This is a genomic window from Microcoleus sp. MON1_C1, assembly GCF_036701945.1.
Classification (GTDB): domain Bacteria; phylum Cyanobacteriota; class Cyanobacteriia; order Cyanobacteriales; family Microcoleaceae; genus Microcoleus.
Map to the genome: position 1 here is coordinate 80610 of NZ_JAUBRO010000003.1, position 12571 is coordinate 93180.

Sequence of the window (12571 nt, forward strand, 5' to 3'; positions counted from 1 at the left end):
TGATTAGTTATTGATTAACAGATTCAAGCTTTCAGTAGTGCCTTAGAAGCAGATTCCCCTGCGAGTTTGAGTTGCGATCGCAATTTGAGATTCAACAACACCAAGACAGTCCACTGACTGAGTATGGATAGCAAAATCGTATTTCCTGACGCGGCTGTCATAGACGGCCAAAACCCAATAAAAAATGTTGAAGACAACCACAAAAAAGGAGCTTTTTCTGGGGTTAGCAAGAGCATAGATAAGATCACAGGTGGCAACAAGATAGCGCTGCCGACTGTCCCGACGGCCCAAATTTCCTGATTTCGGGTTTTTGTAAATAGGAATAGTTGGGTGATGGCTGCGTAAATTAGGATGAGATTCAGACAGCCAATTACACCACAAAATCCGTTTATCTCAGGTTTTTCCAACAGCGCCCAAGGTGTTAAAATTATTACTGAGCTGAGGAAATTAATCGCGATCGCAACTCCAGCCGGACTTTTATCGCTCCAAATTAAATCGAGTAGTGGGTAGCGTCGCCACAGCTTCTGATTGCTGGGAACGATTTGTTTCCGATACCTCGCCCAATCGTACAATGATTGTCTGTCAGATGTTAAAGCTGCAATTAAAGCTAAGAACATCACCAAATTCCAGATAAGTAAACAGCCGAAATTATAGGCTCCGGGATCTGATTGAAGTGCAAACCCTAAAAATATTGTTTGACACCAGATAACTAGCAAATAACTTTGCCGCTTGCTCAAAACTGTAGCACTGGGATTTGGAAAGCGGCGCTGCCATCCCTGCCACATCCAGTACGTTCCTGTACCACAAACCAAGAAAGACAAAGCAAGGCCACTCGCAGTATTTGTACCCACTGGCGAGTAAAACCATTGCCACTGGTCTAAGTATTCAAAATTTACCGAATCGAAACCATGAATTTTATTAACACCAACTCCAAAAAAAAGCAGATATCTCAGCATAGCAATGGGAGACAAAAATGTTAGCAAATCCCAAGCACTGCGCGTCAAGTCGAGCGCACCAGAAATCCAAAACATCACAAAAACCGTAGCGCTAGCCAACCAAGGTTGAAATCCTCCCAACCAACTGGTTGTCAATCCAAATAGCATCGCACTGCTGTAAAATAAAGCACAGCTAGCTGCAACCGCTGTGTAGAAACATAAAATTTCATTCAGGGGTATTTGAGCAGCTAATCCAGCGTACAGGTGCAGGGGTACTGCCAGAATAGTTGCTAAATAAAGTAAAATTGGTACGCCAAGAATTTTGCCCAGAAAAATTGTTTTGGCAGACTGGGGACTGAGGCGAATAAAGTTGAGCGTCCCGCGGCGTTCCTCCTTGTCTAAGTCGCTGACCAGCATATAAGTCCCTGCTACTAATAAAGCTAACACGCTCAATATGCTCAGCCAAATGAATATCTCTAGCCACCACTCTCGCCAGTTAATGGCAAAGTTGCCCAAGGCATCTCTGACGCATTTTTGCTTAGAGGAATTGGGATCGTTGAAAGTGCAAAATGTGCGATAGATGGGGTAAGTGTACTCCCCATTAGGAGGAGGAACGGGTATCTGGCCGCTGAAATACATGAACAGCAGCAGTTGACCGCAGAGGGAAAGGGCAGATGCGATCGCCATATTGCCAATCTTCAAGCGGCCTTTGATTTCTCGAAATAACTGGGGATTCCAGTTGCCTATTTTGTCTAGTAAGTTGAGTGTCATTGGTTATTGGTTATGAGGAATGGGTGATGAGTTAGTTATAACTCACGGTTCATCTTGGTAACGGGGGAAAAAGCAAATTAGGATGCTTGCTGGTGTCCCATCTTGAGGAAGATGGTTTCTAAGTCTTCTTGAGTGCAGTGGAATTCGGTTAGGGGAATGTTGGCGGCGACGAGTTCGCGTAATAAATTTGCGGCATCTTCCGGGCTTCCTGAAAAATCAACGCACACCTGTTGAGTTTCCGGGATTATTGCCCAATTTTCCACCCAAGGAAAGTTTTTTAATGCCGATGTTAGCGCTTCTAATTTATTTCCTAAAACCGACATGAAAATTTGCTGGCGGCTGAGGCGTTTGTAAAGTTCTTGTAACGGTGCGCTTTCGACCAGATATCCGAGTTCCATGATGCTGACCCAGGTACAAAGTTCGGCTAAGTCGCTGAGGACGTGAGATGATATGACTACGGTCATGCCGACTTCTTGCAAAGCTTTGATAATTTCGCGGAACTGCATTCGGGCGATCGGATCTAAGCCAGAAACGGGTTCGTCTAACAACAACAATAGCGGTTCGTGGATAATAGTTCTCCCCAAACTCAGGCGCTGTTTCATCCCCCGCGACAGGGTAGAAATTAAGCTGTTGCGCTTGTTGGTTAGTTGCACGAGTTCTAAAACGGAGTTGATTCGCTCTCGGCGGCGCGGTTGCTGGAGGTTGTAGAGTCGGGCAAAATAGTCTAAATAATCCCAAACAGTCAAGTCGTCGTAGAGGGGAAAGTCGTCGGGAAGAAAGCCGATGCGCTGTTTGAGAATTGGGTGCGATCGATCGCGCAATAACCTATCCCCGTTGATGTAAATTTCCCCTATAGTCGGTTCCTCAGCCGCCGCCAGCATTCGCAGCAAAGTAGTTTTGCCGGCACCGTTGGGGCCGATCAGTCCGCATACTTCGCCTGCTGCTACTTGCAAATCGATGTCATTGACGGCTATATGGCGATCGAATTGTTTCGTCAGCCCGCGAGTTTCTATTGCTAGTTGTTTTGCCATGTTTGGAGGGTGAATGAAGTTTTATCGGTGCATTCCTGGCATGAACAGAAGTTATATCAAGTCCGATCGATCCGATCCGTTTTTACATGATGCCATGTCTTGTAGGGGCAGGTTCACCGACAATAATTGCCGAAAACCGACAATCTCATAAACCTGCCCCCGGTCGATGACAAATCGCTAATCTACCGGACAGGATATTACGCATCAACACCAAAGAAACCGGGTTGTTGTCGCTTTTAGGTGCTATAACTAACTATTCCCAAAAAAAAAGCGTTTCCGATCGCCCCTGCGTAAATTGCCCCCATCGGGGTAGGCACGGGGACACTACCCCTACAAATCTTCATGAATGATTGAGAGTTGTTATAGATTAAGTCTGCACGGAAAATTCCTCTGGATCGATATCCCAATTTACCCAGCGAATTGCCTCCCTAGCTGATATCAGGTAAGGTGGCACTCTCAAAGCGTGAATGAATCCCGTACTTGGACAAGTCATTTTTAACAAACAAATCGGCTCGAAATCATCGGCTTCATCTATTTGTAATAGTGCATATTCCTGCCAACTATCTATTTGTTTTGCTGACAACTCTTGACAAATGCGAACGTAACCAATCTCTTGAATTAACACTCGCCTCACTTCGGCATTCTCTTCTGTTAAAAGCCATTGCGATTGCCATTGATTTGGGTGGACTTTGCCGTATTCTTCAGGCAATTCGACGCCGTGATAATAGTAAAAATTCCATCCGTCCGCAAACTCAATGGCAGGTTCTCCTTCCGCGTGCAAGCGGTTTTCACTGTCAAAGCGCAGGTGGCGCGGGCGATCGCACACCGCGCAAAACTTTTCAAAGGGAAATATAAAACCGCAATGCTCGAAAAGCACCTTTTGGCAGTGATGTATTTCTTGTGCCTTTTGGGAAAGATTGACGCCTAATGAAGAGATATACCATTGAGTCAAATAGATTTCTTTAAACAAAGTCGTGGGGGTTTCAGGGGATTTAAGGGATAACAAATTATTGGGAAAAAGATTCCCCATCGTTTGTTCCGATAGCTCATAGCTGTCAACCAATTCACTCATTAGCGAACTCAGTGTGCTGTCTGCTTCGGGCTCGATCGTCATGGAATCGAGCTCATAGTCCCACACGCCCGGACTTGCAAATTCTCTCACAATCCATGGGGACATCCTTTTCAAGTGTAGCTTTTTCCCCAATCTATTCCAATGCCCTTGGTTTGACCAGTTTTGTGAATGGTCGCCTTTGGGCAAGTTGAAGATTTGGAGAAAAGCGTCGCGGGGACTGCTGCAAATAATAACTTCGGGTTGTTCTAGACCAATAGCGGCGTAGGCAACTTTGACTGCTTCTGTGGCTTTTTGAGCATCAATTGGTCTAGTCGAGAGAGTAAGATGTTTCTGTGCGAGTTCGCCTGACACGCACATAGCGGTAATTTGATTGTTATTGAGATACAGGCTTATCAAATTGGTGAGCGATCGCAAAGCGCTGAAGTCGGTAATTTGATTGTCGCCCAGATCGAGTGTTGTGAGATTGGTGAGCGAGCCGAGCGAGCTGATATCGGTAATTTGATTGTTGTAGAGATTCAGTGTGGTCAGATTGGTGAGCGAGCCGAGGAAGCTGATATCGGTAATTTGATTGTTGGCGAGAGTCAGTGTGGTCAGATTGGTGAGCCAGCCGAGAAAGCTGAAGTCGGTAATTTGATTGTCGCCGAGATGCAGTGTGGTCAGATTGGTGAGCGAGCCGAGGAAGCTGATATCGGTAATTTGATTGATGTAGAGATTCAGTGTGGTCAGATTGGTGAGCGAGCCGAGGGAGCTGATGTCGGTAATTTCATTGCTGCCCAGATGCAGTGTGGTCAGATTGGTGAGCGAGCCGAGGGAGCTGATGTCGGTAATTTTATTGTCGATGAGATGCAGTGTGGTCAGATTGGTGAGCGAGCCGAGGAAGCTGATATCGGTAATTTGATTGTTGTAGAGATTCAGTGTGGTCAGATTGGTGAGCGAGCCGAGAAAGCTGAAGTCGGTAATTTGATTCTCGCCGAGATGCAGTGTTGTGAGATTGGTGAGCGAGCCGAGAAAGCTGAAGTCGGTAATTCTATTTTTGCCGAGAGTCAGTGTGGTCAGATTGGTGAGCGAGCCAAGAAAGCTGATATCGGTAATTTGATTGTTGTAGAGATGCAGTGTGGTCAGATTGGTGAGCGAGCCGAGGAAGCTGATATCGGTAATTCGATTGTTGTTGAGAGTCAGTGTGGTCAGATTGGTGAGCGAGCCAAAGTTGTTGAGATCCAGTGTTGTCAGATTGGTGAGCCAGCCGAGAAAGCTGAAGTCGGTAATTTGATTGCCGCCGAGATGCAGTGTGGTCAGATTGGTGAGCGAGCCGAGGAAGCTGATATCGGTAATTCTATTTTTGCCCAGATCGAGTGTTGTCAGATTGGTGAGCGAGCCGAGGAAGCTGATATCGGTAATTTGATTGCCGCCGAGATTCAGTGTGGTCAGATTGGTGAGCGAGCCGAGGAAGCTGATGTCGGTAATTTTATTGTCGCCCAGATCGAGTGTTGTCAGATTGGTGAGCGAGCCGAGGAAGCTGATATCGGTAATTTGATTGTTGTAGAGATTCAGTGTGGTCAGATTGGTGAGCGAGCCGAGAAAGCTGAAGTCGGTAATTTGATTGTCGCCCAGATCGAGTGTTGTCAGATTGGTGAGCGAGCCGAGGAAGCTGATATCGGTAATTTCATTGTTGTAGAGATTCAGTGTGGTGAGATTGGTGAGCCAGCCGAGGGAGCTGAAGTCGGTAATTTCATTGAAGCTGAGATCGAGTGTTGTCAGATTGGTGAGCGAGCCGAGCGAGCTGATATCGGTAATTGGATTGTTGTAGAGATTCAGTGTGGTCAGATTGGTGAGCCAGCCGAGGGAGCTGATGTCGTTAATTTCATTGCCGCCGAGATTCAGTGTTGTCAGATTGGTGAGCGAGCCGAGGAAGCTGATATCGGTAATTTGATTGTCGCCCAGATCCAGTTCTGTCATGCTTGAAAGTATCCGATCCGCTGCTTGTGCGTCATCAGTGCCAGCCTTTTCTAACAACACTTTAACTGTGTGCCTTGCCGATTCTGAAAGACTGTCAATATGCCTGCACCAGTCCGCAAAGCTGCTAAAACTCATTAACTCGTTTGGTTGTTGTTCAGACATAAAACACTCCGAGATGGGTAATGGGGTATGGGGCATAGGGCATGGGTAATGGGAATACTGTTGACTGTTGACTATTACAAATCGCCCTTGCGTACCTTCTGTTACTGAATTAAGTCTACTATTTCAAATCTTCCAGCTTAATCCGAGGATCGACAGCTTTGAGCAGCAAATCTGCCAACAAATTCCCCACAATCAACATGGTCGCACCCATCATCAAACTTGCCATTACTAAATACAAATCTTGATTGTTCACCGCATCCAGAGTCAGCTTTCCCAAACCCGGCCAATTAAAGAAATATTCGGCAATAAACGCACCGCTCAACAAACTAGCAAACTCAAAACCCAACAGCGTAATCAACGGATTAACAGCATTCCGCAAAGCATGAATGTAAATTACTCGATCGTCCGGCAAACCTTTAGCCCGTGCTGTTCGGATGTAATCTTGACGCAGCACGTCCAAAAATTGTCCGCGCATCAATCTTTGCAAACCCGCAAAACCAGTAAGACTCAGGGCGACTGTTGGCAAAATTAAGTGCCAGCCGTAATCGAGGATTTGGCCCCACCAAGGTAAGTCTGCGTGGTCAATACTTGTCATTCCTCCGACGGGAAAAAGAGGCGAAGTATTTTGAGCAAAAAATAGCAGCAGCAACGCTGTGATAAAACTCGGAAATCCTTGTCCCGTGTAGCTGACTACTTGCAGAACTCGATCGACTGTGCGGTTTTGATTGACGGCCGCGACAATTCCCAAGGGAATCGCGATCGCCCAAGTTACAATCAAAGATGCGATCGCCATTAATAACGTCGCCGGTACCCGTTCCCACAGCAGCGAAGCTACGGATCGCTGATACACAAAACTGGTGCCAAAATTCCCCCGCGTCACAATTTGTTGCAGCCACAGCCAATACTGCACAATCGCTGGTTTATCTAAGCCGAACTGCTGTTCGAGTTGCTTGAGTGTCTCCGGCGAAATCTTGGGATTTTGGCTCAAAGTATCCAAGTAATTTCCCGGTGCTAGCTCAATAATTGCAAAACAAAGCATCGATGCCAAAAATAGGGTTAAAAGTGCCTGCAACAGTCGCTTGACAACATAAGTAAATGTCTCGCTGCCAAACAGAGAATTCAACATCCGCAAATTTCGATTTAACTTAAGAGAAGTCATACGATTTTAGATTTTAGATTTTAGAATTGAACAATTGAAGAATTGTGAATGATATTAATTCCGGTTGCATCGGAATGATTTAACCGCTCTTGACGCAGAGATCACAGAGTCTCCAGAAAAGAGAGATGAATAATTCCGATGCAAAGCTCAAGGATATTATTTCTCAGTAGTTTTTATTCAGCAGTCAACTGTCAACTGTCAACTGTCAACTGCCAACAGTTAACTAACTAATATTCAACTAGCGTGACGATCGGCACATCGGGCAATTTCTGCCTGCCACCCAAAGCCTGCAATTCAATGATAAAAGCAAAACCGACAAGCTCGCAGCCAGCTTGTTCCAACAATTTAGCCGTCGCCACCGCTGTTCCGCCAGTGGCGATTAAATCGTCTACAATCAGCACCCGGCTGCCCGATGCCATCGCATCTCGGTGCATCTCCAGTCGATCGACACCGTACTCCAACTCGTACTCAGCAAAATGAACCGCACCGGGCAGTTTCCCCGGCTTGCGGACAGGAATAAAGCCTATTCCCATTTTATAAGCCAAAGGCGCGCCAAAGATAAAGCCCCGCGATTCCATGCCCACCACATAGTCAACAGACATTGCAGAGCATTTTTCGGCTAAGCTGTCAATGGTGTAGCGGAGCCCTTGCGGGTCGCGCAGCAAAGTTGTAATGTCTCGAAACAGAATTCCCGGCTTTGGGAAATCAGGAATGTCGCGAATCAGAGATTTGAGATCCATAAGGTTGCAGATCGGCGTTGAAGGTAACGAGGCATCAAAAATGCTACAATAATAACGTCAAAATTTAAAAATTTAAAAATAAAAATTAAAACTAAGAGCTTCTTTAATTTTTATTCTTTAATTGCTTAATCCTTTACGTACTATGTAAACAAATGTCATAATTCCCTAACAAGAGGGTTGAATATCAACATTTGTCACCCTATGATCTAAAGTCAAAAATCTAATATCTAAAATCCAATGATTAAGTTGGCAGCACGAGTGGGTGAGGTTTCTCCTTCTATAACCTTGGCGATCGCCGCTAAGGCTAAAGCCATGAAGGCCGAAGGGATTGATGTCTGTAGTTTGAGTACGGGAGAACCCGACTTTGATACCCCCGAACACGTTAAAGCAGCGGCAAAACAAGCTTTAGACGAGGGGAAGACTAAGTACGGCCCTGTGGCTGGGGAACTGCAGTTAAAAGCTGCGATCGCCCGCAAACTCCGCGATGACAACAATCTCAACTATCAACCGGAAAATATCATTGTCACCAACGGCGGCAAACATTCCCTCTACAATCTGATGATGGCTCTGATCGAGCCTGGAGAGGAAGTAATTATTCCGGCTCCCTACTGGCTAAGCTACCCTGAAATGGTGAAACTCGCTAGCGGCAAGCCAGTAATTGTACAGACTGATGCTTCTACAGGATATAAAATTACACCGGAACAACTGAGTCGAGCGATTACTCCCAAAACCAAGTTATTTGTACTGAATTCGCCTTCTAACCCGACGGGAATGGTGTATACTCCGGCGGAAATCAAAGCCTTGGCTGAGGTGATAGTCGAGCGAGATATTTTAGTCGTTGCTGACGAGATTTACGAAAAAATTATATATGACGACGCCCAACACGTCAGCATCGGTTCCCTAGGCAAAGAAATCTTCGATCGCACTCTCATCAGCAGCGGTTTTGCTAAAGCTTACTCGATGACAGGCTGGCGAATCGGTTATTTGGCAGGGCCGAGCGAATTAATTAAGGCCACCGGCACCATTCAAGGTCACAGTACCTCAAACGTGTGTACCTTTGCACAGTACGGCGCGATCGCAGCTTTGGAAAGCAGCCAAGAATCTGTCGAAAAAATGCGTCAAGCTTTTGCCGAAAGGCGTCAGGTAATATTTGAATTACTCGATGCTATCCCTGGAATTAGCTGCATCAAACCAGACGGTGCTTTCTATATGTTTGTCAACATCAGCAAGACTGGAATGAATTCTTTGGAATTTTGCGACGCTTTCTTAGAACAGCAGCAAGTAGCAGTTATTCCGGGGATTGCTTTTGGTGCAGACGACCACATTCGCTTGTCTTACGCCACCGATTTAGGCACAATTAAAAAAGCCGTAGAAAGGCTCGATAAATTTGTCCGCAGCATCTAAAAATTAGTTAGTAGTCAGTGGTTATTTGTTATTTGTTATCGGTAGCAGCTTACTGGTGACTGCTGACTGCTGACTGCTGACTACAGACTAAAGACTAATGACTAATAACTAAAGCTGTTTAGTCATAATCTCTTTGAGCAAATCCAGCCCCTTCTTAACTCGCCGAGAAACAGTCACCGCACTGATACCTAAGCGTTCAGCCGTTTCTTTCTGCGTCAAATCGTAGAGAAAAACAAACTCCAATATCTCGCGAGTCCGTTGTTCCAACATAGCCAAAGCTTGCTGTACGCGAATTTGATCCTCTTGCGCCAACTGAAAACTCCGATACTTAGTATCGGGCACCAATTCTCCCAGACAAGTAGCCCCCTCATCCTCATCTTGCATCGGCGCGTCCAAACTCAGAGGCGATCGGTTGAGATGGGCCAACTTAATTTCTTGCCATTCTTCTAAAGAAACCTCCAGGACTGCTGCTACTTCAGCATCCGTAGGTTTGCGGTTTAACTGCACCTGCAAATCCTTGATCGCTGCTACTGATTTGCGTTCCAGGGACTGCCAGTGGCGGGGAAATCGCACAGAAGGGCTTTTGTCCCGCAAGTAGTGTTGAATTTCGCCCCGTATGTAGGGAATTGCAAAGGAACTAAAAGCGTGTCCCTTGGCGATATCAAACCGCTCGATCGCCCTGATCAACCCCATACATCCGACTTGCAGCAAATCGTCGTAGCTTTCACCGCACTGGTTGATCCAGTGGTAAACTTCTTTTCTGACCAGTCCAATATTCAGTTTAACTAACTGATTGCGGATTTCATTCGATCCAGAAAGTTGGTACTCGCGCAACAATTGCAAATTTTCGCTTTTTAGCTCGTTCGGCACTGTGGTAGACATGGTGACATAAGGGTTGGTAGAGCAGAGGACTGAGGTTGCTTTAGATCTAGCTTCTTATCTAGTCTAAAACAATTCACTTTTAGCTAGTGTAATCCTAGCACTTAATAGGTGTGATACCTGACACACCCGTTTAACTTTCGGAACGTGAACGGATTTAGCGGGATTATCAGAAGGTTTTCGGCATAAGGCAGACTTTTACCAGGTAGAAGGCCTTCAACCGAATCCCCTATTTAACCAGGTTTTTTTAAAAATATATTATAAGCTGAAAGCGCTTTGACTACAATACTTTAATTAATAAAAAATCCAAACTTCATAACTTGCCAATCACCACAATTCAATCATAAATTTAGTCATTAGTCAACAGTCCTAAGTTATGTTGCTCAAGACTGTTGGCTAATGAAGAGCGAGCAGTACCTTTAGGATAAAAAACTACTCAAGTTCGATCGATCCAGAAAGCCAATTTTACGAGACAGAAGGCTCAATGCGAGCGTAAAACAAACCCCGAATTTTCACGTCCAGAGCCGGTCTAGCTCCCAAATCAGTATCAGAAGGCTGCGTGCTCTCAAAAATTCCGCCGATTTCGCCAGTGGCGCTGTTGACTTTAGCAACTTGGAGAGAAATTTTGCCAGCTTTGGTGCTGGTGTCAGCTACCTTAACATTAGCCCGCACACGTTTGGAATTGTCAGAAGCCGGAAGCGCTACAGCATTGTCATAGCCAGTCGCTACCCCGCGACCTTTAGGGTCTAAAAAGCCTGCGCTGCGGTAAGAAGGAACGTTAAACTCCCCTCTCAAATCGGTGGAAGTATTGATAGCAACCACTCCCGGCTCGGAACTGGCTACCAGTTCTTTAATAGTGAACAAGAAAGGTACTTGCTCTCCGCCCGGTAATTGAATCGTAATTGCTTGAAAGTCCAAGCCGTCCTCTTCTGTGAAAGTCAGAGTCCCGTCATTACCCACCTTGAGCGTACCTTGAACTTGGTCAATGCTCGAGGTGAACCGCGTCAGCAATTTACCAGGCACAAATTCCGCTTCTTGGCGTTTGTTTGCTGGTTCTTCCTTGACAAAATAAGTTGTGGGCTGCAAACACAAACCACTCAGTTTATAGGTGCCACCCGCTTCGATGGGGATCGAGCCCCGAGAAGTTTCTGCCAAGCTAGGGCAGTTATTAGCCAAGCCAGTACCTCTAATCTCGTCGTAGGTGAGCAACTCGGTAGTCGCCACCGTCGTGTCAGAAGCAGAAGAACAAGCAACCAGCGCACTCATGCAAAATGCTAAAAGTGCAACAATTAAAGCACGATATTTCATTGCCAACCTCAATATCCAACATCGGATTATATTAAGAAAAAGCCCTACTTCGAGCAAAATATAATTGCCCGCCGGCAGGCTAGGCCAGCGCTTAGGGCAGCATTTAGATCCAGATCGCTCGCTTCACAGACACCGGCATTGACTCAAAAAATCAAGCTAGTGCGCCGTGAAAATAAGCATGAACTTATGATTTCTCAATCATGTTCGGATCGCAGCCCAATACACATGGTACGACGGGTGGTGCTCTTTTCCTGACTTGGACTGCAAATTAATATTGCTTAAGTCAACCTACTTAAGTTACTTTGCTTATGGCCCCGAATGACGATCGCGACTAGCTCGATTAGTCGGTTGACCAAAAGGCTGGGGACAAAGGCCTTGTAGATTTCAAAGGAAGCAGCGGTATGGACAACGGCAAAGATTTAGAGTCAGAAAAGTTGCAGTCTCAAATGCAATCAGTGACAGAGGCGATTCGGACTTTAGCCGAAAGTTGTCAGGGAGACAGTCTGCTGCTTTTGGCCCTGCTGCGGAGGCTGGAAGCTTCGCACCGGGAAATTCGGGACGGTTTGTTTCAAGCGTCTTTTCCCGACAACCGCCAAGCACTTTACAAACTGCTCAGGAATATTGAAGCCAATGGCGGCTGGCCTTACATCCACCGCATGAAACTTCGATCGCTCTTGGGGTACACCCAACAATTATTATCTCCTCTAGAAGATTCTCCAGCCGAGCCGCCAGAAGACTCGGCCGAAACTCCCCAGGACGTTAAATAGTTTTGAGTGATGAGTTTAGTGAGTTTTACATTAACTCATCACTCATCACTGAGCTGCGCGATCGCGCCTATAACCCGTAAGGTGTAGGAGCTAAGGGTATCGGGTTCGGCACCGTCGGGAATATCGGCGTCTGGCCGGGCATTGGCAATAGTCCGGGAGTCGCCCTCGGGGCGATCGAACTAATTGATAGCAGAGGCGAATCAGGCACACTAACTGTCGGCGGAATCGGAATCCTCGGAGTCGGCGTCGGAGGCGAAGTTGGAGTAGGAGGCGAAGTTGGAGTAGGAGGCGAAGTTGGAGTAGGAGGCGGAGTTGGAGTAGGAGGCGGAGTTGGAGTAGGAGGCGGAGTTGGAGTAGGAGGCGGAGTTGGAGTAGGAGGCGGAGTTG

At 46.3% G+C, this 12571-nt stretch carries 8 protein-coding genes and 3 pseudogenes; 2 read left to right on the forward strand and 9 right to left on the reverse strand.

Annotated features, from left to right (window positions below; all coding sequences use genetic code 11):
• Window positions 1-23 precede the first annotated feature (23 nt).
• The 6 genes and pseudogenes from QUA62_RS02575 to QUA62_RS02595 form a co-directional block, all read right to left on the reverse strand.
• On the reverse strand, window positions 24-1706 hold the full coding sequence (locus QUA62_RS02575) for a hypothetical protein (protein ID WP_333402238.1): 1683 nt from the start codon (window positions 1704-1706) through the stop codon (window positions 24-26).
• A gap of 77 nt (window positions 1707-1783) precedes the next feature.
• Window positions 1784-2737, reverse strand: a complete 954-nt coding sequence (locus QUA62_RS02580) for an ABC transporter ATP-binding protein (RefSeq protein ID WP_333402239.1) — start codon at window positions 2735-2737, stop codon at window positions 1784-1786.
• 367 nt (window positions 2738-3104) lie between these two features.
• Window positions 3105-3617, reverse strand: a pseudogene (locus tag QUA62_RS29310) (DUF6745 domain-containing protein); the annotation flags it as partial.
• 561 nt (window positions 3618-4178) lie between these two features.
• Window positions 4179-5963 (reverse strand): annotated as a pseudogene (locus tag QUA62_RS29315) (leucine-rich repeat domain-containing protein); the annotation flags it as partial.
• 82 nt (window positions 5964-6045) lie between these two features.
• Window positions 6046-7086 carry an ABC transporter permease gene (locus tag QUA62_RS02590; protein ID WP_333402241.1) on the reverse strand — a complete coding sequence of 347 codons (1041 nt, stop codon included), beginning with the start codon at window positions 7084-7086 and terminating at the stop codon, window positions 6046-6048.
• A 227-nt stretch (window positions 7087-7313) separates the two neighbouring features.
• On the reverse strand, window positions 7314-7826 hold the full coding sequence (locus QUA62_RS02595) for an adenine phosphoribosyltransferase (RefSeq protein WP_333402242.1): 513 nt from the start codon (window positions 7824-7826) through the stop codon (window positions 7314-7316).
• A gap of 237 nt (window positions 7827-8063) precedes the next feature.
• Between QUA62_RS02595 and QUA62_RS02600 the strand changes: the two genes are divergently transcribed.
• A complete protein-coding gene (locus QUA62_RS02600) occupies window positions 8064-9230 on the forward strand; it encodes a pyridoxal phosphate-dependent aminotransferase (RefSeq protein WP_333402243.1) in 1167 nt (388 codons plus the stop codon).
• 108 nt (window positions 9231-9338) lie between these two features.
• Here the strand turns inward: QUA62_RS02600 and QUA62_RS02605 are convergent, their stop codons facing one another.
• Together QUA62_RS02605 and QUA62_RS02610 are read right to left on the reverse strand one after the other, a co-directional pair.
• A complete protein-coding gene (locus QUA62_RS02605; RefSeq protein WP_333402244.1) occupies window positions 9339-10112 on the reverse strand; it encodes an RNA polymerase sigma factor SigF in 774 nt (257 codons plus the stop codon).
• A 462-nt stretch (window positions 10113-10574) separates the two neighbouring features.
• Window positions 10575-11417, reverse strand: a complete 843-nt coding sequence (locus QUA62_RS02610) for a photosystem II manganese-stabilizing polypeptide (RefSeq protein WP_333402245.1) — start codon at window positions 11415-11417, stop codon at window positions 10575-10577.
• Window positions 11418-11818: 401 nt separating this feature from the next.
• Here QUA62_RS02610 and QUA62_RS02615 point away from each other — a divergent pair, with 401 nt between their 5' ends.
• Window positions 11819-12184 (forward strand): hypothetical protein, encoded by a 366-nt coding sequence (locus tag QUA62_RS02615; protein ID WP_190663272.1) that lies wholly within the window; start codon window positions 11819-11821, stop codon window positions 12182-12184.
• Between the two features lie 67 nt (window positions 12185-12251).
• On the opposite strand, the pseudogene QUA62_RS02620 reads toward QUA62_RS02615, so the two are convergent.
• Window positions 12252-12571, reverse strand: a pseudogene (locus QUA62_RS02620) (calcium-binding protein); the annotation flags it as partial.

Excerpts from the sequence above, each read along its gene's own strand:
- QUA62_RS02575 (WP_333402238.1), bottom strand. The coding sequence starts at position 1,706 with ATGACACTCAACTTACTAGACAAAATAGGCAACTGGAATCCCCAGTTA.
- QUA62_RS02580 (WP_333402239.1), bottom strand. The coding sequence starts at position 2,737 with ATGGCAAAACAACTAGCAATAGAAACTCGCGGGCTGACGAAACAATTC.
- QUA62_RS02610 (WP_333402245.1), bottom strand. The coding sequence starts at position 11,417 with ATGAAATATCGTGCTTTAATTGTTGCACTTTTAGCATTTTGCATGAGT.
- QUA62_RS02595 (WP_333402242.1), bottom strand. The coding sequence starts at position 7,826 with ATGGATCTCAAATCTCTGATTCGCGACATTCCTGATTTCCCAAAGCCG.
- QUA62_RS02615 (WP_190663272.1), top strand. The coding sequence starts at position 11,819 with ATGGACAACGGCAAAGATTTAGAGTCAGAAAAGTTGCAGTCTCAAATG.
- QUA62_RS02600 (WP_333402243.1), top strand. The coding sequence starts at position 8,064 with ATGATTAAGTTGGCAGCACGAGTGGGTGAGGTTTCTCCTTCTATAACC.
- QUA62_RS02605 (WP_333402244.1), bottom strand. The coding sequence starts at position 10,112 with ATGTCTACCACAGTGCCGAACGAGCTAAAAAGCGAAAATTTGCAATTG.
- QUA62_RS02590 (WP_333402241.1), bottom strand. The coding sequence starts at position 7,086 with ATGACTTCTCTTAAGTTAAATCGAAATTTGCGGATGTTGAATTCTCTG.